Origin of the sequence: Roseovarius nitratireducens (assembly GCF_002925845.1) — a bacterium.
GTDB classification, from domain to species: domain Bacteria; phylum Pseudomonadota; class Alphaproteobacteria; order Rhodobacterales; family Rhodobacteraceae; genus Roseovarius; species Roseovarius nitratireducens.
This window is the reverse complement of the sequence record NZ_PDNI01000018.1, coordinates 1-23496: the sequence shown is the minus strand read 5'-3', so window position 1 is coordinate 23496 and position 23496 is coordinate 1. Positions and strand designations below refer to the sequence as shown.

Genomic DNA, 23496 nt, shown 5'->3' with positions numbered 1-23496 from the left:
GGACCCTTTCAAAGGGTCCGGCGCGCGGCGCTTACTCATCCTCCTCCGCATCCAGGAGTTCCATGTTGAGGCCGAGACCCCGCACCTCTTTCACGAGCACGTTGAACGATTCCGGCACGCCGGCCTCGAAATTGTCCTCGCCCTTGACGATGCTCTCGTAGACCTTGGTGCGGCCCGCCACGTCGTCGGACTTGACGGTGAGCATCTCCTGCAGCGTGTAGGCGGCGCCATAGGCTTCCAGCGCCCAGACCTCCATCTCGCCGAAGCGCTGGCCGCCGAACTGCGCCTTGCCGCCCAGCGGTTGCTGGGTCACCAGGCTGTACGGCCCGGTCGAGCGCGCGTGGATCTTGTCGTCCACCAGGTGGTGCAGCTTGAGCAGGTACTTGACGCCCACGGTCACCGGTCGCGAGAACTGCTCGCCCGTGCGCCCGTCGAAGAGCTGCGACTGGCCGCTCTCGTCAAAGCCCGCACGCTTGAGCGCGTCGTTGACATCGGGCTCCTTGGCGCCGTCAAAGACCGGCGTCGCGATCGGCACACCGCCAGTCACGTTGCTCGCCGCCTCGACAAGAGCACCCTCGTCCATGCCGGCGATGCCCTCCTCGTAGACCTCGTCGCCATAGGCGATACGCATCGCCTCGCGCACCGGGGTCAGATCGCCGCTGCGGCGATAGTCCTTGAGCGCCTCGTCGATCTGCAGCCCGAGGCCGCGCGCGGCCCAGCCCATATGCGTCTCGAGGATCTGGCCCACGTTCATCCGGCTGGGCACGCCCAGCGGGTTGAGGCAGACATCGACCGGCGTACCATCGGCGAGGAACGGCATGTCCTCCATCGGGATCACCTTGGAGATCACGCCCTTGTTGCCGTGGCGCCCGGCCATCTTGTCGCCGGGTTGCAGCTTGCGCTTGATGGCGATGAAGACCTTGACCATCTTCATCACGCCCGGCGGCAGGTCATCGCCGCGGCGCACCTTCTCGACCTTGTCCTCGAAGCGGGCCTCGAGCGTGCGTTTCTGCACCTCGAACTGCTCGTGCAGCGCCTCGACCACCTGCGCATCCGCCTCGTCCTTGAGCGCGAGCTGCCACCACTGGCCGCGGGTCAGCGTGCTGAGCAATTCCTCGGTGATCTCGGAATTGGCCTTGACGCCCTTGGGCCCCTTGACCGCCACCTTGCCGAGGATGAGCTGCTGAAGACGCGCGTAGATGTTGCGCTCGAGGATCGCCATCTCGTCATCGCGGTCACGCGCCAGACGCTCGACCTCCTCGCGCTCGATCTGCAGCGCGCGCTCGTCCTTTTCCACGCCGTGGCGGTTGAACACGCGCACCTCGACCACGGTGCCGAAATCGCCCGGCTTCACCCGCAGCGAGGTGTCGCGAACGTCGCTCGCCTTCTCGCCAAAGATCGCGCGCAGCAGTTTTTCCTCGGGCGTCATCGGGCTTTCGCCCTTGGGGGTGATCTTGCCCACCAGGATGTCGCCGGGCTGCACGTCGGCCCCGATATAGACGATCCCCGCCTCGTCGAGGTTGCGCAGCGCCTCCTCGCCGACGTTGGGAATGTCGCGGGTGATCTCTTCCGGTCCCAGCTTGGTGTCGCGGGCGGCAACCTCGAATTCCTCGATATGAACAGAGGTGAACACGTCGTCGCGCACGATCCGTTCCGAGATCAGGATCGAGTCCTCGTAGTTGTAGCCGTTCCACGGCATGAACGCGACGATCACGTTCTTGCCCAGCGCCAGCTCGCCCATGTCGGTGCAGGGGCCGTCGGCGATGACCTCGTTCTTCTCGACCGTGTCACCCACCTTGACCAGCGGACGCTGGTTGATGCAGCTGTTCTGGTTCGAACGCTGGAACTTGCGCAGCCGGTAGATATCGACACCGGGATCGCCGATCTCGAGATCCTCGGTGGCGCGCACCACGATGCGCTGCGCATCCACCTGGTCGATCACGCCCGCGCGCCGCGCCATGATGGCAGCGCCGGAATCCTCGGCCACCTTGCTCTCGATGCCGGTACCCACGAGCGGCGCTTCCGAGCGCAGGGTCGGCACCGATTGCCGCTGCATGTTCGAGCCCATGAGCGCGCGGTTGGCGTCGTCGTTTTCCAGGAACGGGATCAGCGAGGCAGCCACAGAGACGAGCTGCTTGGGGCTCACGTCGATCAGGTCCACGTGCTCCACGGGGGCGAGCATGTATTCGCCCGACCGCCGCGTGTTGACCATCTCGTTGACGAACCTGCCATCCTCATCGAGCGTCGCGTTGGCCTGCGCCACGGTGTGGCGCATCTCCTCGGTGGCGGACATGTAGACCACCTCGTCGGTGACCTGCCCGTTCTCGACGCGGCGGTACGGGGTCTCGATAAAGCCGTACTTGTTGACCCGCGCGAATGTGGCGAGGCTGTTGATGAGGCCGATATTCGGCCCTTCCGGCGTCTCGATGGGGCACATGCGGCCGTAGTGCGTCGGGTGCACGTCGCGCACCTCGAACCCCGCCCGCTCGCGCGTCAGACCCCCCGGCCCGAGCGCCGAGAGGCGCCGCTTGTGGGTGACCTCCGACAGCGGGTTGGTCTGGTCCATGAACTGCGACAGCTGCGAAGAGCCGAAGAATTCACGCACAGCCGCCGCCGCGGGCTTGGCGTTGATGAGATCCTGCGGCATCACGGTGTCGATCTCGACCGAGCTCATCCGCTCCTTGATCGCGCGCTCCATCCGCAGAAGACCCACGCGATACTGGTTCTCCATCAGCTCGCCCACCGAACGCACCCGGCGGTTGCCGAGGTGGTCGATATCATCGACGTCACCCTTGCCGTCGCGCAGCTCCACCAGCGCCTTGACACAGGCCACGATATCGTCGCGGTCCAGCGTGCGCTGCGTGTCGGGCTTGTCGAGGTTGAGGCGCATGTTCATCTTGACGCGGCCCACCGCCGAAAGATCGTAGCGGTCGGAATCCGAGAACAGCGTGTCAAAAAGTGCCGTCGAGGCCTCCTCGGTGGGCGGCTCGCCGGGGCGCATCACGCGATAGATGTCCATCAGCGCGCTCTCGCGGCTGATGTTCTTGTCCACCGCCATCGTGTTGCGGATGTAGGGGCCCACGTTGATCCCGTCGATGTCGAGCACCGGGATATCGGTGATCCCGGCGTCGAGCAGCGCCTGAAGCGTGCCGCCGGTCGCGGTGCCGTCCTTGTCGTATTCCAGCGTCAGCTCATCGCCCGCCTCGACATGGATCGCGCCGGTTTCCTCGTCGATGATGTCGCGCGCAACGAACTTGCCCACGATCTGGTCGAAGGGCACCAGCAGGTTGGCCACCTTGCCCTCGTCGATGAGCTGCTTGACGGCGCGCGGCGTGACCTTCTTGCCCGCTTCGCAGATGACCTCGCCGGTCTTGGCGTCCACCAGGTCATAGGTCGGGCGCGTGCCGCGTACCCGCTCGGGGAAGAACTTGGTGACCCAGCCCTTCTTTTTCTTCAGCTTGTAGTCGACGGTGTCGTAATAGGCATTCATGATGCCTTCCTGATCGAGACCGAGCGCATAGAGCAGCGTCGTCACCGGCAGCTTGCGGCGCCGGTCGATGCGGGCATACACGATGTCCTTGGCGTCGAACTCGAAATCGAGCCACGAGCCGCGATAGGGGATGATGCGGCAGGTGAACAACAGCTTGCCCGAGCTGTGCGTCTTGCCCTTGTCATGGTCAAAGAACACGCCAGGGCTACGGTGCATCTGGCTGACGACCACGCGCTCGGTGCCGTTGACGATAAAGGTGCCGTTATGCGTCATGAGCGGCATGTCGCCCATGAACACGTCCTGCTCCTTGATATCCTTGACGGATTTCGCGCCGGTATCCTCGTCCACATCGAACACGATCAGCCGCAGCTTGACCTTGAGCGGCGCGGCATAGGTCATGTCGCGCTGCATGCACTCCTCGACGTCGTATTTCGGCTTCTCCAGCTCGTAGCTGACGAATTCGAGCACGCTGGTCTCGTTGAAATCCTTGATCGGAAAGGCCGATTGAAAGACGCCCTTGATCCCCTCGCCGTCCTGCGGCTCCGGCTGGTCGCCGGAATTAAGGAACAGGTCATACGAGGATTTCTGAACCTCGATGAGGTTCGGCATCTCCAGGACTTCACGAATCTTGCCGTAATACCTGCGCAAACGCTTCTGGCCGAGGTAGGTCTGAGCCATGATTGATCTCACCTTTCGTTTCTCACCGGCCGCCTACGCTGTCGGGCTACAGCGCCGCGGTCTTCCGAGAGGGCGGGGCGATCCATTCCCGGCCCCTGTCCCACCAGAGGCCTCCCGATCGCACGAACCTCGCCTGAAAGAACCCCCGGCACGGCCAGGGCCTCTCTGAGACAGGTTCGGCCGGGCCCGGATTTTCCGGGCCCAGCCTATGGTCATGCCACACGTTGTGCGGCGATCACTTGAGTTCGACCTCGGCGCCGGCTGCTTCCAGCTTGCCCTTGATCTCTTCGGCTTCGTCCTTGGAGACCTGCTCCTTGACGGCCTTGCCACCGGCCTCGACGAGGTCCTTGGCTTCCTTGAGACCAAGGCCCGTGATCGCGCGGACCTCCTTGATGACGTTGATCTTCGACGCACCGGCCGATTTCAGGATCACGTCGAATTCGGTCTGCTCCTCGGCGGCTTCGCCACCGGCGTCGCCTGCGGGGCCGGCCATCATGACCGCGCCGCCGGCGGCGGGCTCGATGCCGTACTCGTCCTTGAGGATGGTTTTCAGTTCTTGTGCTTCGAGAAGCGTCAGACCGACGATCTCTTCCGCGAGTTTTTTCAGATCAGCCATTGTTCAGCTCTTTCCGTATCTAGATGTGTTCCAACGTCGGGGCACCGCCCCACACGCGTTTGACAGTTTGCCTCAGGCCGCTTCGGCCCGTTCCTCGATCGTCGAGAGGATGCTCGCGATGTTCGAGGCAGGTGCGCCAATGGCCCCCGCGATGTTCGAGGCAGGTGCGCCGATCATGCCTGCAATCGTCGCGATGAGCTCATCGCGCGACGGCAGTTTCGACGTGGCCTCGACACCGGCACGGTCCAGAGCCGTGCTGCCCATTGCCCCGCCAAGGATCTCGAATTTCTTGTTATCCTTGGCGAAATCCTCGGCCACCTTGGCTGCTGCCACGGGGTCCTCGGAAAAGGTCAGCACGGTCATGCCCGAGAGGAAGTCAGCAATGCTTGCGCACGGCTTGCCCTCAAGGGCGATCTTGGCGAGCCTGTTCTTGGCGACGCGGACCGATGCCTCGGCCGCACGGGCACGGGCACGAAGATCCTGCATCTCGGCAACTGTCAGACCCGTGTAGTGGGCAACCACCACGACGCCAGAGCTTTCGAAGATCTGGCCGAGTTCATCGACCACTTTCTCTTTCTGGGCTCTATCCACAGTTTCACTCCAAATCTGGGGGTTTCCCCCCGGCTCAGTTTTGCCACCCTCCATGGGGCGGCGTTCGGGTCCAATGTCAGGGTCCCGAGGCCAAGATCACCCGAGAGCGAATGCCGCCGCCGGAAATCTCATCTCGTTCCCCATCTCGGGAAGGATTTATACACCCCTGGCTTACAAACCACCGGGCGAACCCTCCGTCTCGGACAGGACAGGGCCGGGATACGGCCCCGCCATTCGGCCCGGATCACCGATCCGGGCGCGAATTCTTACTCAACAGCGGCGCTGTTGATGTCGATCGTCACGCCCGCGCCCATCGTGGACGACAGCGAGATCTTCTTCACGTAGGTGCCCTTGGCCCCCGTCGGCTTGGCCTTCTGCACGGCAGAGACAAAGGCGCGCACGTTCTCGGCCAGCTTCTCGGCGTCGAACGACGCCTTGCCGACGCCCGCGTGCACCACACCGGCCTTCTCGGCCTTGAACTGCACCTGTCCGCCCTTGGCGTCCTTGACGGCCTGCGCCACGTCCATCGTCACCGTGCCGACCTTGGGGTTCGGCATCAGGTTGCGCGGGCCCAGCACCTTGCCCAGACGGCCCACGACGGGCATCATGTCGGGCGTGGCGATGCAGCGATCAAACTCGATCGTGCCGCCTTGGACGGTTTCCATCAGGTCCTCGGCGCCCACGATGTCGGCGCCCGCGGCCTGTGCTTCCTCGGCCTTGGCCCCACGGGCAAAGACCGCCACGCGCACCGTCTTGCCGGTGCCGTTGGGCAGGCCCACGACGCCGCGAACCATCTGGTCCGCGTGGCGCGGATCGACGCCCAGGTTCAGCGAGATTTCAACCGTTTCGTCGAATTTCGCGGTGGCGTTGCCCTTGATGAGCGCGACCGCGTCCTCGACGCTGAGATTGTCCTTGCCAGCGGCAGCTTCGCGCAGCGCGCGGGTCCGTTTTCCAAGCTTTGCCATCACTTCACCTCGATGCCCATGGAGCGCGCGCTGCCCAGAATGATCTGCATGGCCGCCTCGACAGAATTTGCGTTGAGGTCCTGCATCTTGGCCTCGGCGATCTCGCGCACCTGCTTGGTGCTCACGGTGCCCGCGGTGGCACGGCCCGGGGTCTTGCCGCCGGATTTCAGCTTCGCCGCCTGCTTGAGATAATGCGACGCCGGCGGCGTCTTGATCTCCATGTCGAACGACTTGTCCTGGTAATAGGAAATCACGGTCGGGCACGGCGCACCGGGCTCCATGTCCGCGGTACGCGCGTTGAACGCCTTGCAGAATTCCATGATATTGATGCCGCGCTGGCCCAGTGCCGGGCCGACGGGCGGGCTGGGATTGGCTTGCCCGGCTTTCACCTGCAGCTTGAGCTTCCCGATCAGTTTCTTGGCCATATGGCCTCTCCTTCGCTTCCAACACCGTCGGGGCGCGCCCCTCCGGCTCTTGCGTTGTGTGGTCCGGTCCGGCGGCCGCGGCCGCCTCGCCTCCCACGGCTCACATCGTCAGGTCTGCTTGGTGACCTGTGTGAATTCCAGTTCGACCGGCGTCTCCCGGCCAAAGATCGACACCGACACCTTCAGGCGCTGGTTGTCGTCGTCCACGGCCTCGACCATCCCGTCGAAATCCTCGAACGGGCCGTCGTTGACCTTGACCCTCTCGCCGATCTCGAAATGGATCAGCGTGCGCGGGCTCTCCTCGCCTTCCTGAACGCGGTTGAGGATCGCGTTCACCTCGGCATCGCGCATCGGCATCGGGCGCCCTTGCGGTCCCAGAAAGCCCGTAACCCGGTTGATCGAGTTGATCAGGTGATAGCCCCGGTCCGACATCTCCATGTGCACCAGCACGTAGCCGGGCATGAATCGCCGCTCGGCGGTGACCTTCTTGCCGCGGCGGATCTCGATCACTTCCTCGGTAGGTACCAGAACCTCGTCGATCTCGTCCTCGAGACCGGTATCGGCGACCGATTGCCTGATCTGCTCGGCGATCTTCTTCTCGAAATTCGAGAGAACGCTCACCGAGTACCACCGCTTTGCCATCGCCGATCCATGCCCTTGTATTCACCGGCTTTGCGCCGTGTTTCCTTGAACTTTCAAGCGGCTGCAGCCGCCATCCCCACAATGAAAAGCGGCGCGCAACACGAATCGCCGCGCGCCAACATCCGGAGTGTGGGGCGAACTATCCCCGTTTCGTGCTGATTTCAAGGCCTTTCTCGCCGCCGGCACGCCCCTCACGACGGCGGCTCACCCGAATATCCCCAGAATGCCCTGCAACCCGCCGCGGATCGCCAGATCGACCAGCGCAAAGAAAATCGCCGTCAGCGTCGCCATGATGAACACCATCACAGTGGTCAGAAGCACCTCGCGCCGGGCGGGCCAGACCACCTTGGCCACTTCCGAACGGACCTGCTGAATGAACTGGAGCGGGTTGGTTTGAGCCATCTGCACGGTCTTTCCTGAAATCGTCATGGCGCGACATACGCGGGCCACGCGCCGAATTCAAGGGCAGAGCACCGCCTCAGCCACGCAGGTCATGCAGCCGGTCGAACGGATCGGGGCGCGCCTCGGGCATCTCTTCATCACCGGTGTCCCCGCGCGCGCCACGTCCATCGTCGCGCCGCGCAAACAGCCGCGCCGCGCGGTCGCGCGACCGTTCGAGGAACTCGGGGCCAAACAGCGCCACGCAGGCCAGGCAGATCACGAACGCCGCGAACAGCGCGACAAGCACCCCCTTCGGCCACATGAGCACCGCCACGAAGGCCGCGGCCCATGCCGCGTGCACGGGGCCGGGCCGCCATGCCCGCAACCGCGCCAGCGTGTCGCCCACGCGCGCCGTCTTTCGAATTCCCGACCTGCGCCGCGCGTGCGCCTGCTGCTCCGCCGCGATCTCGTCGGGCAGCACGAGTTCGGGCAGCCCCGCACGCACGCGGCGCTTGCGCTCCTCGCGCATCAGCTTTTCGATGGTGTGCACGGCGTTGCGCACGGCGATCTCCGTGGTCGCCGCGTCCTCGGGCGTCCGGCCCTCGTATTCCTCGAGACCGGCAGCGAAATGGTCGGCAGGGGCGGTCCCCGATTCCATGCGATATGTCATGACGGCAGCACTCTTCATCCCGTTCCACGCCCCCACGCGGATCAGCATATAGCGCAAGGCCCATGCCGATTGGTGGCGTGGATGAGGCGCAAATGTGGCACAAACGTGGCAAACAAGCGTCAAAACTGTGGAGATTCGCATTTTCACCACAGTTTAGACGTATTCTCCACGATCGTGGGCCGGTCCACGGCGGTCTCAGGCATAGGTCGCGCGCGCGAATTCCGGGCGCGTCAGCGGTTGGAAATACAGGTCCACCTGCCAGAACATCCGGTCGCCGGGCCGCCACAGCGGATCGGACATATCGGCCACGCCGAAGCCACGCTCGCGCATCAGTGCGACCATCTCGTGAAACAGCAGCGCCTCTGGCGCGATGCGAAAGCCGTAGGTCTCGATGATGACCAGCGCGGCCTCTTTCAGGCACCGCTCGGCCCCCTCGAGGATCGGCACCTCGTAGCCATGCGTGTCGAGCTTTATCGCGAACGGCCCGTCACCCGCGCTCACCACGTCGTCGAGCCGCACCGCCTCGACCTCGAGCGCCGCCTGCCCCTCGCCGGGTTCGGCCTTGCCGCCGAACGGGTCGTCGGCGTTGAAGCGCACCATGCCCGCCCGGTCGCTTGCCGCCGCCATAACAAAGCGGGTGCGCGGATGGGTGGCGCAGAACGCCTCCAGCGCCGGGCGATGGTGCGGGTTGGCCTCGACCAGCACGTAATCGCAGGGGGGCAGATACTCCATCGCCTGCGCCGACCAGCGCCCGTCAGAGGCCCCCACGTCGATCACCGTCCCGATGTCGAGCCCGCCGCGCCCCGCGATCCGCTTCATCGCCGCGCGCATGTGGGTCCGCTTGCCCTCGTGGACACGCCGCCGCAAAGAATGCGGAATGGCGCGCTTCAACAGTTGTTTCATGGGCGGCCCCGGGATGAGAATACGGGCCGTTTAGCCAATCGGCCCCGCGCGCACAAGCCAGCGCAGCCGTAGCGCGACGAAATGCGAGAGCGGGAGGAAATGGCAGGGGCAGCAGGGTTCGAACCCGCGACCTACGGTTTTGGAGACCGTCGCTCTACCAGCTGAGCTATACCCCTATCGTGGCGGCGGTGTTATTGTCTTTCGCCCGCTCCGTCAAGCGGGCGCGCGGCGGAAATCGGGGCGCGGCAGGCCTCGGTCAGACCGCCGAGAAAGGCGCGGCAGACCGGGCTCGGGCTGCGCCCCTCTCGCAGCACCACGCCCACCTCGCGCTCGGCCGCCGGATCCGCCAGCGGCAGCGCCACCAGGTCCGGCGTCAGCGACACCGTGGCCAGCTGCGGCAAGAGCGTCACCCCCGCCCCCGCCCGCACCAGCGCCAGGAGCGAAATGACGTTGCGCGCCCGCAGCGTCGAGGCGGCGACCAGCGCCCGGTACTCCTCCGCCACGATCGCCGCCGCGGCGTTGTTGCCGATGATCCGCTCCCCTGCGAGATCGGTCCAGCCCAACGGGTGCGCCCGCGCCGCCAGCTTGTGACCCCGCCGGCAAACCAGCCGGAACGGATCGCGAAACAGCGGCGCAAAGCTCAGCCCCGCAGCGGGGGCCGCCACACCCGCGATGCCCAGCTCGACCGTGCCATCCGCCACCATCGCGTGCACGCTGCGGCTGTCGGTATCGACCAGTTCGATCGTCACCCCGGGCCGCGCATCGAGAAACTCCGCCAGGAGCCCCGGCAGCAGTTCGGCGGCAACCGAGGGCACCGACGCCAGTTGCAGCCGCCCCTGCCGTCCCGTTGCCACCGCCTCGACCCGCTCCAGCGCGCGGTCGTGCTCGCGCAGCATCTCCGCCGCGATCCCCCGCACCTCCGCGCCCAGCGCGGTCAGCCGATTCTTGCGGTCGCTCTCGAACAGCGGCGCGCCCAGGTCCTGCTCGAGGCTCTTGAGCGTCATCGAAACCGCCGAGGGCGTGCGATAGAGCCGCGCCGCCGCGTCGCGGATATTGCCGCAATCCGCGACATGCACGAAAACGCGCAGGGAGGTGATGCCGATCATGCACCCATATTTCAGATTAACTGAAGTTCATTCAAGTTAAATTCGATTGACCTTATCTCTCCCCCTCCACACTCTCGGGTCGTTGCAAAGGGGGGCCCGCGTGACGGCACAGCATCTGGATCTCGACACCATCGAAACCCTGGCGCGCGACGCACTCCTGCGCGCCGGAGCCTCACCCGCGCAGGCGGCCCCGGTCGCGCGCTCCACCCGACTCGCCGAACGCGACGGCATCCGCAGTCACGGCCTCATGTACGTACCCGTCTATGCCGAGCATCTGCGCTGCGGCAAGGTTCTGGGCGACGCCGAGCCACAGCTCACACAGCCCCGCCCCGGCGCGGTGCGGGTCGATGCCGCGCACGGCTTTGCCCATGCCGCCATCGACGCGGGCTGGCCCGCCCTCACCTCTGCCGCCCGCGATCAGGGCATCGCGGCGATGTCCGTGCACCGCTCCTACAATTGCGGCGTGCTGGGCCACCATGCCGAGCGGCTGGCCGGGGACGGGCTGGTGGGCCTCTGCTTCACCAACGCCCCCGCCTCGATGGCCCCCACCGGCGGCCACCGCCCGGTGATCGGCACCAACCCCTTCGCGCTCGCCGTGCCCGATGATGCGGGCGGCGCACGGCTGGTCATCGACCAGTCCGCCAGCGCCATCGCGAAATCCGAGATCGTGCTGCGCGCGCGCCAGGGCGAGAAGATCGAGCCGGGCTGGGCGCTCGACTCGAGCGGCAACCCGACCGAGGACGCCGAGGCCGCGCTCGCAGGCTCGATGCGCCCCGCGGGCGGGCAAAAAGGCTTCGGCGCGGGGCTGATGGTCGAGATATTCGCCGCCGCCCTCTCCGGGGGCAATCTCGGGCTCGACGCCAGCCCGTTTTCCGGCCCCAAGGGCGGGCCACCCGGCACCGGGCAATTCTTCATCGCGATCGACCCGGCGGCATTCTCCGGCGACGCCTTCGGCCCCGCCATGGCGCGGCTGGCCCAGAGCATCGCCGAACAAGAGGGCGCCCGCCTGCCCGGCGCCCGCCGCGCCGCCAACCGCGCCCGCATCGAGACCGAGGGCGTCGCCGTACCACAAGAGCTACTGGACCGGATCGCGGCGGCCTGAGGCCCCGCGACAACCAAAAGGACGAGCATGACCAACGAGACCCGCAATTTCATCGCAGGCGACTGGCAGGACGGCGCAGGCACCGTCGAGAATCGCAACCCGTCCGACCTTTCGGACATGATCGGCCACTACGCGCAGGCCGACGCGGCGCAGCTCGACGCCGCCCTCTCTGCTGCCCGCAAGGCACAGGCCCAATGGGGCGCCACCGGCCCGCAGAAACGCCATGACGTGCTGATGGCCATCGGCACCGAGCTGATGGCCCGCGCCGGGGAAATCGGGGCCATGATCGCCCGCGAAGAGGGCAAGCCGCTGGCCGAGGGCAAGGGCGAGACCTATCGCGCCGGGCAGTTCTTTACCTATTTCGCCGCCGAGGCGCTGCGCCAACTGGGCGACACCGCCGATAGCGTGCGCCCGGATATCGAGATCGACGTGCGCCGCGAGCCGGTGGGCGTGGTGGCGATCATCAGCCCGTGGAATTTCCCCATCGCCACCCCCGCGTGGAAGATCGCGCCGGCGCTGGCCTTCGGCAACGCCGTGATCTGGAAACCCGCCAACCAGACACCCGCCAGCGCCGTGGCACTGACAGAGATCATCGCGCGGCAGGACCTGCCAGGGGGGCTGTTCAACCTCGTCATGGGGCCGGGGCGCGAGGTGGGGCAGCGCCTTGTCGAGAGCCGAGGCGTGGACGCCATCAGCTTTACCGGATCGGTCCCCGTGGGCCGGGGCATCGCGGCGGCGGCGATGGCCAACATGACAAAAATCCAGATGGAAATGGGCTCCAAGAACCCGATGGTGATCTGCGACGACTGCGATCTCGATCTGGCGGTGGCCCATGCCGCGAACGCGGCCTTTGGCGGCACCGGGCAGAAATGCACCGCCGCATCGCGGCTGATCGTGCAGGACGGCATCCATGACGCCTTCGTCGAGAAACTCGTTGCGGCCACGCAGGCGCTAAAGGTGGGCCACGCGCTGGAAGACGGCACGCAGATCGGCCCCGTCGTCAGCGAAGGGCAACTCAGCGGCAATCTCGATTACATCAAGCTGGGCCAATCCGAGGGCGCAGAGCTTCTCTGCGGCGGCACGCGGCTGGAGCGCCCGACCGACGGCTATTACATGGCCCCCGCCGTTTTCGCGGGCACCGACAACGCCATGCGTATCAACCGCGAGGAAATGTTCGCGCCCGTCACCTGCATCCTCAAGGCGGGCAGCTACGACGAGGCGTTGCACATGGCCAACGACACCGAATTCGGCCTGACCGCCGGGATCATGACCCGCTCGCTCGCCCGCGCCACGCATTTCCGCCGCAACGCGCGCGCGGGCTGCGTGATGGTAAACCTGCCCACCGCCGGCACCGATTACCACGTCCCCTTCGGCGGGCGCGGCGCATCGAGCTATGGCCCCCGCGAACAGGGCCGCTCGGCGCAGGAATTCTACACCACGGTCAAGACGTCCTACATCCATTCGGGGGTGCCCGCATGACACCGCCCCGCATCGACGCCCTGCAATATGCCAACTGGTCAGAGACAATTTTTCGCCAGATGCGCGCGGGCAATGTCGATGCGGTGCATGTCACCATCACGTACCACGAGAATTTCCGCGAAACGGTGCTCAACATCGAGGCGTGGAACCGCTGGTTCGAGCGCTACCCCGACCTGATCTTCCAGGGCTTCACCGCCGATGACATCGCGCTGGCCCAAGCGACCAATCGCACCGCGATCTTCTTCGGCTCGCAGAATCCCTCCTGCATGGAGGACGATATCGGCCTGATCGAGGTGCTGCACCGGCTGGGCCTGCGCTTCATGCAACTGACCTACAACAACCAGTCGCTGCTGGCGACGGGATGCTACGAGGCCGAGGATACCGGCCTCACCCGCATGGGCCGCGAGGTGGTGGCCGAGATGAACCGCGTCGGGCTTGTCGTGGACATGAGCCATTCCGGCGAGCGCTCCACGCTCGAGGCCATCGAGCACTCCACCCGCCCCATCGCCATCACCCATGCCAACCCCGCAAGCTGGCATCCCGCCCTGCGCAACAAGTCCGACCGCGTGCTCGACGCGCTGGCGCAAAGCGGCGGGATGCTGGGCTTTTCGATCTACCCCCACCACCTCAAGGGCGGCGGCGACTGCACGCTCACGGAGTTTTGCGAGATGATCGCGCGCACCGCCGAGCGGATGGGCACCGACCGCGTCGGCATCGGGTCGGACCTGTGCCAGGATCAACCCGACAGCGTGGTAGACTGGATGCGCGCGGGCCGCTGGACGAAACGCCGCGACTTCGGCGAGGGCAGCGCCGACAATCCCGGCTTTCCGCCCATGCCCGACTGGTTCCGCGACAATCGCGATTTCGATAATATCGCCCAAGGGCTGCGCGCCACCGGCATGAGCGAGACGGAGGTGACGGGCATCATGGGCGGCAACTGGGCACGCTTCTTCGCCGAGAGCTTCGGCAGCCTTGCCCCCCGCTGCAAGGAGGCCGCGCAGTGACCTGCGAGAGCCGCAACCCCATGCCGCAGGCGGCGGCGTTCCGACGCTCCCCGGCGCAGGTCATGCGCCTCGACCGGATGGGATGCAGCCACCCGACGCGGCTGTCGTTCCTGCGCCAATTGCTGCGCCGGGTCGAGGCCGAGGGCTGGGCCTTCGACCGCCCCGTGTGGGACATGGACGCGCGCGGCGTGGGCCGCGCGGTTTACCGGATGCGCACTCCGGGCGGCAGCCTCAGCCTCGTGGCCTTTGGCCACGACCTGCCCGCCGACCAACGCTCCGACCGTGTGATCGCCACCGCGTGGGACGCGACCTTCGCGCTCTTCGACGGCACACCGGACGCGGCTGATCTCGACCGGCTCGCGGCCAACGTGCCGCTGCAGGAGGCCGGGCGCGTCACGCCCCGAGAGCTGTCGCTCAGCCGCGCGAACCGGTCGGTTCGGCTCTTCAACCATGTGGTCGAGCGGCTGGCGACGGGGCGGCAGCCGGACGAGACGATGCTGCGCGAGACCGGCTATCTCATGCGCACCACCGCCGTCTACGGCTCGGGCAAGTTCGGCGCTGCCGACCGCGCGATGATCGCCGGGCGCCCCGCGCTCTCGGCCCCGTTCCAGGCCGAGATGCTGTCGGTCTGGCTGACCCGCGCCTTTACCACCGACTTGGTCGAGCACCTGGCCCGCGCCCGCGGCGGCGACCGCGCGGTGCGCCTGCGCCCCGACCTGCGCCGGGGGCTGGGGGTGGGCAATTCCACCGGCCTCGGCATGGCCCCCTTCCTCGTGCGGCACCCGGTGCTGCTCAACAACTGGATGATGGCCCGCGAAGAGGCACTGGCCCGCGTGCGCGCGCAAGAGACTGCGGACGCGGCGACACTTGCCGGCTTTCACACGGCGCTCGCGGCGGCGGTGCAAAACGCCACCGACTGGCAGAGCGCGCACCCCATTCAGCAAACCAAGCTCGGCGATCTGCAGGGCGGCTTGGCGCGGCTGGAGAAATTCGTCGCGACCGAATGGGACACTGCCGCCCCCCACCCCTGGGACACGCTCTGGCGCTGGGCGCAGGCGCACCTGCCGATGGAGGCACAGGAGGCCCTGCTCGCGGCGATGCTGGAACCGCATGGCGACCTGATCGACGGGCTGGGCGCGTGTATGCAGGCCGATGAGGAGGCGCATTTCGGCATCGACGGCACCATGCCCGTCTCCGATCTGCGCGCCATCCTGCAAGAGCATTACGACTGGGCCATCCACACCGATTACAGCGATCCCGCGCACTGCGCCCGCTTCTGGTACATCTCCGAGGAGAAACTGGAGCCGCGCCTTGGCGAGCGACTCAAAGAGGACGGCGCAAACCGCGAGTTGCCGCTCGACACCGGGCGGCAGGCCGCCGCGCTCTGGCACGCCCTGCGCAACGAGGCCGATGACACGCCCGTCGCACGCCTGCTGCTCGCCCACCCCGAACACCGCCTCATCACGCGCCGCGCACAGATCGCCGCGCGCCACCCCTTCGCCGAGATCCGCGACAACCTGATCGCCGCGGACATGCTGCCCATCGACCTGCTTCGCTGCAAGCTGGCGTTCTTCGGCGCGACGCGGTTCGATCCGCGCTCGGACCGCTGGGTGCGCATCAGCCTGTTCCAGGACGCGCCCTACCCCGACGATCTGCACCGGGAGGACGCACCGTGATGCTGCCGCCCAACGATCCCACGCGCAGCGCCTCCGCCCCTGACGGGCATCAGGCCGCGACGGTGCGGCTGTCGCTGTCGGAGATCAACGCGCTGTGCTTCAAGGCGGCGCGCGGCGCGGGGCTCGGCTGGGGCGAGGCAGAGGAGGCCGGATGGGCCGCCGCGTGGCTGTCGCGCGCAGGGTTTGCCGGGCCGAAGATCATCCTCGGATGGCTCGAAGACGCGGCCACGCTGGCCCGCCCGGCCCCGTCCCCCGATCGCTGGGCGGCGCGGGCGCACGCCCACTGCCCCCTGCGCACCGGCGCAGCCCTCGCCGATTTCGCCGGGCTGCCCGAGGGACCGGGGGACGGGGCCCTGATCGTGGAGCGTGTGGCGCACCCGCTCGTCACCCTGCCCTTCGTGGCGCGGGCGGCCGGGCGGCTTGACCTCGGGCTCTCGATCGGTTGGGCTGATTTCGAGGTACTGCTCGACGCAGCGGGCCGCATGTCGGCTTTCGCCATGCCGGAGCGAGACCATCGCGAGGCGACAGTCATCACCATCGCGCCCAAACATGATCCGGCCACACCGGGCGCCACGCGCCACGAGGCCGCGACCGTCACGGCCGTCGCCCTCGGGGACTGGCAGGCGCTAGACGCCCTGGCGCTGCGCATCACCGTTCCGCCCTCGCCGCAATCGCGTGCCGGGGCAGGTGCCGCGGGGGACGACAATGATTGACCCGCATTCCGACGATCGACCATCAACCAACCCACTCAACAGGGAGTAAGACCATGAAAAAACTGACACTTGCACTGGCCTTCGGCGCGCTGACCGCGCCGGTCGCGGCCCATGCCGAATGCGGCGAGGTCTCCGTGGCGGAAATGAACTGGGCCTCCGGCTCGATCATCACCAAGATCACCGAGTTCCTGATGGTACAGGGCTATGGCTGCGACGTGACGCTCGTGCCCTCGGCCACCACCACCGCCATCACCTCGCTGGCCGAGAACAACGAGCCCGACGTCGTGCCCGAACTGTGGGTCAACTCGGCCCCGGCCTATTTCAAGCTCAACGAAGAGGGCAAGGTGCTCAAGGCCGCCGATGTCTTCTCCGAAGGCGGCAGCGAGAACTGGTGGGTGCCCGACTACCTCGTGGAGGAGCACCCGGAATTCGCCACCATCGAAGGCATTCTGGCCAACCCCGAACTGGTCGGCGGGCGTTTCCACAACTGCCCCGACGGCTGGGGCTGCCGGATCGCCAATGACAACCTCGTCAAGGCGTTCGACTTCGAGGGCCACGGCATCGAGGTGTTCAACCACGGCTCTGGCGACACGCTGCCCGCCGCGATGGCCTCGGCCTACGAGAACAAGGAACCGTGGTTCGGCTATTACTGGGGCCCGACCGCCGTGCTGGGCCGCTACAACATGGTGGCCGTGGACATGGGGCCGCATATCCCCGAAGTCCACGATTGCAACCAGACGCAGGATTGCGACAATCCGGGCAAGTCGGCCTACCCGGCGGCACCGGTTCTGACCGTCGTCACCTCGGATTTCGCCGAGCGCAACCCCGAGATCTTCGACCTGGTCAGCAACATTTCCTTCGGCACCCAGGAGCTGAGCAACCTGCTGGCATGGCAGGCGGATAACAGCGCCTCCGCCGAAGAGGCCGCCGTCTACTACCTGACCCAGAACAAGGACACCTGGATGGGCTGGGTGAACGACGAGGCCGGCGAGAAGCTGAGCGGCATCATCAAGTGATCGATACCCCCGGGCGGGGCCGTGCCACGCGCGCGGCCCCGCCCGCCCAACGAACAAGACAAGGCCCGCCAAGGGCCTGCGCAGGGAGAGCCGGACAATGGCGACATATGATTTCATCTTCGACGGGCTCGGCCTGCGGGAATGGTGCGACAAGGACGCCTCCGACGCCCCGATGAGCATGGCCGAACTGCTGGCGCAGGGGGCCGGGGGCGGGGGCGCGGGCACCTCCATCTGGAAACTGCCCTTCCCCTCTCTCGACGCGCTCAACAAGGCCTGCCCGGCCATCGCCCGCACCCGCGACGTGACCAAGGGCGTCGAGACCGGCTTTCTCGACATCAAGGATTCGCTCAAGATCGTGCTCGACCCGATCACCCAACCACTGAGCTGGTTTCTGGAGGGCGCACTCTACACGTTCCAGAACACGCCGTGGTTCATCATGATCCCGCTCTTGCTCGCGGTCGTCTATTTCGCCTCGAAATCGTTGAAGCTCGTCGGTTTCGTGGCCTTCTCGATCCTCTTCCTCGCGTTCATCGACCACTACAATTTCGCCATGCAAACGCTGGCGATCATCTTCGTCTGCGCCTTCCTTTGCGTGCTATTCGGCGTGCCCATAGGCATCGCCATGTCACGCAGCGACACGATGCAGCGCCTGACGATCCCGGTTCTGGACATGCTCCAGACGCTGCCGCCCTTCGTCTATCTCATTCCCCTGATCTTCCTGTTCTCGGTCACCGAACCCAAGCTCTACGGCATCGCGATCATCCTCTACGCCATCGTGCCGGTCATCCGCCTGACCGATCTCGGCATCCGGCTGGTGGACAAGGAGGTGATCGAGGCCGCCGACGCCTTTGGCATGACCAAACGGCAAAAGCTTTACGGGGTGCAGATCCCGCTCGCGCTGCCCAACATCATGGCGGGGGTAAACCAGACCATCATGATGAGCCTCGCCATGGTGGTCATCGCCTCTCTGGTCTCGGCCCCGGGGCTCGGCGTGCTGGTCCTGCGCGGCATCCGCAACCTTGAGCTGGGGGTGGGCCTCATCGCCGGTCTGGGCATCGTGCTTCTGGCGGTGATCCTCGACCGGGTGACCAAGGCGGCGCTGGCCCGCGTCAATGCCGCAAGTGCCGTGCAGAGAAACTCATGAACGGGGCCGCACCGATGGACAAACACGTCAAGCTCTCGATCCGCAATCTCTACAAGATCTTCGGCCCCGATCCGGCGCGCGCGCTCGAGCATGTCCACGCAGGCGTGGGCAAGCCGGAACTGTGGGAAAAGCACGGCCACGTTCTGGGCCTTCAGGACATCAATGTCGACATGCAGGACGGCGAGATCACCGTCATCATGGGGCTGTCGGGCTCGGGCAAATCGACGCTCATCCGCCACCTCAACAGGCTGATCGAGCCGACCGCGGGCCAGATCCTCCTGGATGGCGAGGACGTGCTCGCCTATGACGAGCGCAACATGCGGCGGCTACGGCGTCAGCAGATGTCGATGGTGTTCCAGCATTTCGCACTCCTGCCGCACCGCACCGTGTTGGAAAACACCGGCATGGCCCGCGCCGTGCGCGGCGAGAGCCGGGCCGACTACCAGGACGACGCGCTCAAGTGGCTCGATCGCGTGGGCCTCGGCGGCCAGGGCGGGCAGTATCCGCACCAGCTCTCGGGGGGGATGCAACAGCGCGTGGGTATCGCCCGTGCGCTGGCCTCCGACTCGCCCATCATGCTGATGGACGAGGCGTTCTCGGCGCTCGACCCGCTTATCCGCACCGACATGCAGGATCTCCTGCTCGAGTTGCAGGCGGAGTTGCAGAAAACCGTGGTGTTCATCAGCCACGATCTCGACGAGGCGCTGAAACTCGCCGATCACCTCGTCATCCTCAAGGATGGCCGCGTGGTCCAGCAGGGCGAACCGCAGGAGATTCTGCTACACCCCAACGACCCCTACATCGTCGACTTCATCAGCGACATCAACCGCGCGCGGGTGCTGCGCGTGCGCTCGGTCATGACAGAGAACGCGACGGACGAGGGGCCGTTCGCCGGAGAGGTGGACCCCGACGACACCCTGGAATCGGTGATCGCGGTCTCGGGCGGGGATACCGCGCTCAGCTACCGGGTCATGCGCGAGGGTCGGCAGGTCGGCGTCCTCGACATGCAGGACCTCGTGCGCGCGCTTGTCCCCACCAGCGCCGCCGATGACGGCATGCGCGCCCGAGCGGTGTGACGGGGGGTGCATGGGTCTGGTGCTGGCCTGGAGCGGTCGTTCAGGTCTTGGTGCCAATGCGCGGAGTAAAGGCGCGTTTACGCGCCGCCGCGCATCGACGGGCCGCACCCACGGCCCGGCGATTTGGCTGGAACCTGCGTCCCGCTCGGGCCTTTTTCGGATTTGGCTGCCATAAAGCGCGGCAGAACCAGAGTTGGATCGCCGCGCCGCGGCCCGTCGATACTCGGCTTACCCGACGAGTGCTCTACGCCAACCCCTGCCCTCACCCCGCCGCCACCGCCGAATAACGCGGGCTCTGCACCACGCCATTGTCGAAGAGTTGCGCGATCTCGGTCTCGCACATCCCCACCACGTCGCCCAGTACCGCCTCGGTATCGGCCCCGAGCGCGGGCGCAGGGGCAGGCGCGGCGCGCGCGTGCGCGGAAAACGCCGCCGGGTGCCCCGGCACCGGGAACCGCCCCAAACCCGGCTGATCGAGCACCGAGAACATCGGGTTCCCCGGCCCGAGGTCCGCATCCTCGTCGAGCGCCTCGCGCACCGTGCGAAACACCGACCATGTCAGCCCCGCCGCATCGAAATCGGCGGCAAAATCGCTCACCCTTCGCGCGGCGAACCACGGGCGAAGGATCGCCGTGATCTCGGCGCGCAATTGCCACCGTGCGCCCTCGTCAGACAGGTCGCGCCCCGTCCGCTCGGCCAGTGCCGCCATCGCGGCCTCGCTGCCGGTGGCCTTGACCAGCCCGCGCCACTGCCGCAACGTCAGCCCGATCACCATCACCCGCCGCCCGCAGCCGCAGACAAAATCCTGCCCGTAGGCCCCGTAGAGCGCGTTACCCGCCTTGGGCCGGTCACACCCGTTCACCGCCGCGTCGCCGATCAGCCCGAGATGCCCGATGGTGGCCGCCGCCACGTCCTTGAGCGACAGTTCCACCTCTTGCCCGCGCCCGCGCCGCAGCCGCTCGCGCTCTGCCGCCAGAAGCGACGACACCACCAGATGCCCCGCCGCCACATCCCACGCGGGCATCGCGTGGGCCACCGGGTCGGTCCAGCCGGCCGGCCCGGTCATGTCCGGCACGCCGAGCGACGGATTGACCGTGTAATCCACCTGCGGCCGCCCGTGCCGGTCGCCCATCAGCGTCACCATGACGAGGTCGGCACGGTACTGCGACAGCGTCTCGTAATCCATCCATCCGCGCACCCGCAGGTTGGTCAGGAACATCCCCGCATCCCCGCCCGGCGCCGTGATGATCCTTGTCACAAGCTCGCGCCCCTCGGGTCGCTGCATGTCCACGGCGATGGATTTCTTGCCCTTGTTGAGCCCGGCCCAGAACAGGCTCTGCCCGCTTGGCGCCAGCGGCCACCGCCCGGCATCGAGACCGCCGCCGATCCGGTCGAAGCGGATCACCTCGGCCCCCATCTGCGCCAGCGTCATGCCCGCCAACGGCACCGCGACAAAGGCCGATCCCTCGACCACGCGCATACCGTTCAGTACCCCGCTCATGCCGTCTCCTCCCAGCGCGCCGTGGCCTGCGTGCATTGATGGCCGTCCTGCCCCGTGATCAGCCGCAGCGCACCGGCCTCCGCCTCCTCGGCCATGACCTGCGCCGCTCGCCCACCGGTGAGCAGCATCGGATGCACCGCCCGGAACTCGAACGCCGACGGGCACCGCCCCCGCGCCCGGCAGGCCATTTCCATCAGCCATGTGGCCTGCAACGGCCCGTGCACGACGAGGCCGGGATAATGCTCCACCTCCCTTGCATAGGGCAGGTCGTAGTGGATGCGATGTGCATTGAACGTGAGCGCCGAGTAGCGAAACAGCAGCGCCTCGCTCAACATGCGCGTCTCGCTCAGCGACGGGTTGCCGGGCATCGGCTTCTTGGGTGGCGGCGCAAAGCTCTCGGGGATGTCGAGATAGACGATGTTCTGCACCTCCTCGATCGCCACCCCCCGCGCGCCCGACACCTCGTGCTCCACCGTGATCAGCACCATCGGACCGGTGCGGCCCTCCTTCTCCTCGACCCGCGCGAGCCGCGACTGCTGCCGCAGCGCCTCGCCCACCCTGAGCGGGGCTAGGAACCTCAGAGAGCCACTCGCCCACATCCGTCGCGCCAGCCGCACCGGCGGCAGGAACCCGCCGGGCACGGGGTGGCCATCGCGCGCGAGACCGGCCAGCGGCGTGGTGGGGTTGAACGCGCACCAGTGCCACAGCGGCGGCATGTCCTCTCCCGGCCCCGGCGCGGGGCGGTCGGCATCACCCAGCGTCGCGTGCAACTGCGCGGCCTGCACCGGCGTGATGCTGCCCGACTTCTTCTCGGTGCGCCCTTGAAAGACGGCATGTTCGCCTGCGCTCATCTGTGACGATCCTCCCGGGGGCAAAGCCTGCCCGATCCCGAAAAAAAGTCAATATTTCAAATAGTTAACTGGATACCGCTGTATGCAACAGCGGCTTCGCACGCGCAGAAAGCCCACACAGGCGTTGAAAACATTGGCCAATCCCGGCCCGACGCGGGCCAGAACAGCCCCAATAGCGGCGGGCGGCCCGCGCATGCCGCGCAGGCCCGCAGGCGCGGCATGTTGCCCCAGCCACGCAAAAAGGGCGCCCCGGGGGCGCCCTTTTCAATCCTTTCGCCAGGCTTGGCGGATTACTCGATGATCTTGCTGACGACGCCGGCGCCGACGGTGCGGCCGCCTTCACGGATGGCGAAGCGCAGGCCGTCTTCCATGGCGATGGGGGCGATCAGCTCGACAGCGAATTTCAGGTTGTCACCGGGCATCACCATTTCCGTGCCCTCGGGAAGCTCCACCGTGCCGGTCACGTCCGTCGTGCGGAAGTAGAACTGCGGCCGGTAGTTGGCAAAGAACGGCGTGTGCCGCCCGCCCTCTTCCTTGGTCAGGATATAGGCCTCGGCCTCGAACTTGGTGTGCGGCGTCACCGATTTCGGCTTGCACAGAACCTGCCCGCGCTCGACGCCCTCGCGGTCGATCCCGCGCAGAAGCGCACCGATGTTGTCGCCCGCCTCGCCGCGGTCGAGCAGCTTGCGGAACATCTCGACACCGGTGCAGGTGGTCTTCTTGGTGTCGTGGATGCCGACGATCTCGATCTCGTCGCCGACGTTGATCACGCCGCGCTCCACGCGCCCCGTCACCACCGTGCCGCGGCCGGAAATCGAGAACACGTCCTCGATCGGCATCAGGAACGGCTGATCCACCGCGCGCTCGGGCGTCGGGATGAACTCGTCCACCGCCGCCATCAGCTCACGGATCTTGTTCTCGCCGATCTCCGGGTCGCGCCCTTCCATCGCCGCCAGCGCGCTGCCCGCGATGATCGGGATGTCGTCGCCGGGGAAATCGTAAGAGCTCAGAAGCTCGCGCACTTCCATCTCGACCAGCTCCAGAAGCTCCTCGTCATCGACCTGGTCGACCTTGTTGAGGAACACCACCAGCGCCGGCACCCCCACCTGGCGCGCCAGCAGGATGTGCTCGCGCGTCTGCGGCATCGGCCCGTCGGCGGCGTTCACCACCAGGATCGCGCCGTCCATCTGCGCGGCACCCGTGATCATGTTCTTGACGTAGTCGGCGTGGCCGGGGCAGTCGACGTGGGCGTAGTGGCGCGCGTCGGTCTCGTATTCCACGTGCGCCGTCGAGATCGTGATCCCGCGCGCCTTCTCCTCCGGCGCGCCGTCGATCTGGTCATAGGCCCGGAAATCGCCAAAATACTTCGTGATCGCCGCCGTCAGCGTCGTCTTGCCGTGGTCAACGTGACCAATCGTGCCGATGTTCACGTGCGGTTTCGAACGGTCAAACTTTTCCTTCGCCATC

General features: G+C 66.7%; 21 protein-coding genes and 1 tRNA gene. 8 read left to right on the top strand and 14 right to left on the bottom strand.

Annotation, left to right across the window (positions count from 1 at the left end; all coding sequences use genetic code 11):
- Positions 1-31: 31 nt before the first annotated feature.
- The 11 genes from rpoB to CRJ03_RS02970 all read right to left on the bottom strand — a co-directional run bounded on the left by rpoB (position 32) and on the right by CRJ03_RS02970 (position 10467).
- Positions 32-4168, bottom strand: coding sequence for a DNA-directed RNA polymerase subunit beta (gene rpoB / locus CRJ03_RS03020; RefSeq protein WP_104017443.1), 4137 nt, complete (start codon positions 4166-4168; stop codon positions 32-34).
- Positions 4169-4403: 235 nt separating this feature from the next.
- Entirely contained in the window at positions 4404-4784 is a 381-nt protein-coding gene (gene rplL, locus CRJ03_RS03015) for a 50S ribosomal protein L7/L12 (protein ID WP_104017442.1), read from the bottom strand.
- Positions 4785-4856: 72 nt separating this feature from the next.
- Positions 4857-5375 (bottom strand): 50S ribosomal protein L10, encoded by a 519-nt coding sequence (gene rplJ / locus CRJ03_RS03010; RefSeq protein ID WP_104017441.1) that lies wholly within the window; start codon positions 5373-5375, stop codon positions 4857-4859.
- 266 nt (positions 5376-5641) lie between these two features.
- Positions 5642-6340 carry a 50S ribosomal protein L1 gene (gene rplA / locus CRJ03_RS03005; protein ID WP_104017440.1) on the bottom strand — a complete coding sequence of 233 codons (699 nt, stop codon included), beginning with the start codon at positions 6338-6340 and terminating at the stop codon, positions 5642-5644.
- Positions 6340-6765 (bottom strand): 50S ribosomal protein L11, encoded by a 426-nt coding sequence (gene rplK, locus CRJ03_RS03000; RefSeq protein ID WP_104017439.1) that lies wholly within the window; start codon positions 6763-6765, stop codon positions 6340-6342. Before rplK ends, rplA begins: the two co-directional genes overlap by 1 nt.
- Positions 6766-6873: 108 nt before the next feature.
- Entirely contained in the window at positions 6874-7407 is a 534-nt protein-coding gene (gene nusG / locus CRJ03_RS02995) for a transcription termination/antitermination protein NusG (protein WP_104017438.1), read from the bottom strand.
- Between the two features lie 204 nt (positions 7408-7611).
- Complete coding sequence (gene secE / locus CRJ03_RS02990; RefSeq protein ID WP_104017437.1) at positions 7612-7809, bottom strand: preprotein translocase subunit SecE; 198 nt, start codon at positions 7807-7809, stop codon at positions 7612-7614.
- 76 nt (positions 7810-7885) lie between these two features.
- Positions 7886-8515, bottom strand: coding sequence for a hypothetical protein (locus tag CRJ03_RS02985; RefSeq protein ID WP_206018282.1), 630 nt, complete (start codon positions 8513-8515; stop codon positions 7886-7888).
- A gap of 138 nt (positions 8516-8653) precedes the next feature.
- A complete protein-coding gene (locus CRJ03_RS02980) occupies positions 8654-9361 on the bottom strand; it encodes an FkbM family methyltransferase (RefSeq protein WP_104017435.1) in 708 nt (235 codons plus the stop codon).
- A gap of 100 nt (positions 9362-9461) precedes the next feature.
- Positions 9462-9537: transfer RNA gene (locus CRJ03_RS02975), tRNA-Trp, on the bottom strand.
- 15 nt (positions 9538-9552) lie between these two features.
- The gene (locus CRJ03_RS02970; RefSeq protein ID WP_104017434.1) at positions 9553-10467 is read right to left on the bottom strand and encodes a LysR family transcriptional regulator; all 915 of its coding nucleotides are present in this window, start codon (positions 10465-10467) and stop codon (positions 9553-9555) included.
- Between the two features lie 100 nt (positions 10468-10567).
- Here CRJ03_RS02970 and CRJ03_RS02965 point away from each other — a divergent pair, with 100 nt between their 5' ends.
- The 8 genes from CRJ03_RS02965 to CRJ03_RS02930 all read left to right on the top strand — a co-directional run bounded on the left by CRJ03_RS02965 (position 10568) and on the right by CRJ03_RS02930 (position 19677).
- Complete coding sequence (locus CRJ03_RS02965) at positions 10568-11569, top strand: Ldh family oxidoreductase (protein ID WP_104017433.1); 1002 nt, start codon at positions 10568-10570, stop codon at positions 11567-11569.
- A gap of 27 nt (positions 11570-11596) precedes the next feature.
- Positions 11597-13048 (top strand): aldehyde dehydrogenase family protein, encoded by a 1452-nt coding sequence (locus tag CRJ03_RS02960; protein ID WP_104017432.1) that lies wholly within the window; start codon positions 11597-11599, stop codon positions 13046-13048.
- Positions 13045-14052 carry a membrane dipeptidase gene (locus CRJ03_RS02955; RefSeq protein ID WP_104017431.1) on the top strand — a complete coding sequence of 336 codons (1008 nt, stop codon included), beginning with the start codon at positions 13045-13047 and terminating at the stop codon, positions 14050-14052. Before CRJ03_RS02960 ends, CRJ03_RS02955 begins: the two co-directional genes overlap by 4 nt.
- Before the next feature lie 20 nt (positions 14053-14072).
- Positions 14073-15728: a hypothetical protein gene (locus tag CRJ03_RS02950; protein WP_104017554.1), complete on the top strand. Its 1656-nt coding sequence runs from the start codon at positions 14073-14075 to the stop codon at positions 15726-15728.
- A complete protein-coding gene (locus tag CRJ03_RS02945) occupies positions 15728-16441 on the top strand; it encodes a DUF3726 domain-containing protein (RefSeq protein ID WP_104017430.1) in 714 nt (237 codons plus the stop codon). Before CRJ03_RS02950 ends, CRJ03_RS02945 begins: the two co-directional genes overlap by 1 nt.
- Positions 16442-16494: 53 nt before the next feature.
- Positions 16495-17457: an ABC transporter substrate-binding protein gene (locus CRJ03_RS02940; RefSeq protein WP_104017429.1), complete on the top strand. Its 963-nt coding sequence runs from the start codon at positions 16495-16497 to the stop codon at positions 17455-17457.
- A 97-nt stretch (positions 17458-17554) separates the two neighbouring features.
- Positions 17555-18601: an ABC transporter permease gene (locus tag CRJ03_RS02935; RefSeq protein WP_104017428.1), complete on the top strand. Its 1047-nt coding sequence runs from the start codon at positions 17555-17557 to the stop codon at positions 18599-18601.
- Between the two features lie 14 nt (positions 18602-18615).
- The gene (locus CRJ03_RS02930) at positions 18616-19677 is read left to right on the top strand and encodes a betaine/proline/choline family ABC transporter ATP-binding protein (protein WP_104017427.1); all 1062 of its coding nucleotides are present in this window, start codon (positions 18616-18618) and stop codon (positions 19675-19677) included.
- Between the two features lie 262 nt (positions 19678-19939).
- Here the strand turns inward: CRJ03_RS02930 and CRJ03_RS02925 are convergent, their stop codons facing one another.
- The 3 genes from CRJ03_RS02925 to tuf form a co-directional block, all read right to left on the bottom strand.
- Positions 19940-21178, bottom strand: a complete 1239-nt coding sequence (locus tag CRJ03_RS02925) for a CoA transferase (protein WP_104017553.1) — start codon at positions 21176-21178, stop codon at positions 19940-19942.
- Positions 21175-22029 carry an HTD2 family dehydratase gene (locus tag CRJ03_RS02920; RefSeq protein WP_104017426.1) on the bottom strand — a complete coding sequence of 285 codons (855 nt, stop codon included), beginning with the start codon at positions 22027-22029 and terminating at the stop codon, positions 21175-21177. Before CRJ03_RS02920 ends, CRJ03_RS02925 begins: the two co-directional genes overlap by 4 nt.
- Before the next feature lie 290 nt (positions 22030-22319).
- Positions 22320-23495 (bottom strand): elongation factor Tu, encoded by a 1176-nt coding sequence (gene tuf, locus CRJ03_RS02915; protein WP_104017425.1) that lies wholly within the window; start codon positions 23493-23495, stop codon positions 22320-22322.
- Position 23496: the final 1 nt, after the last annotated feature.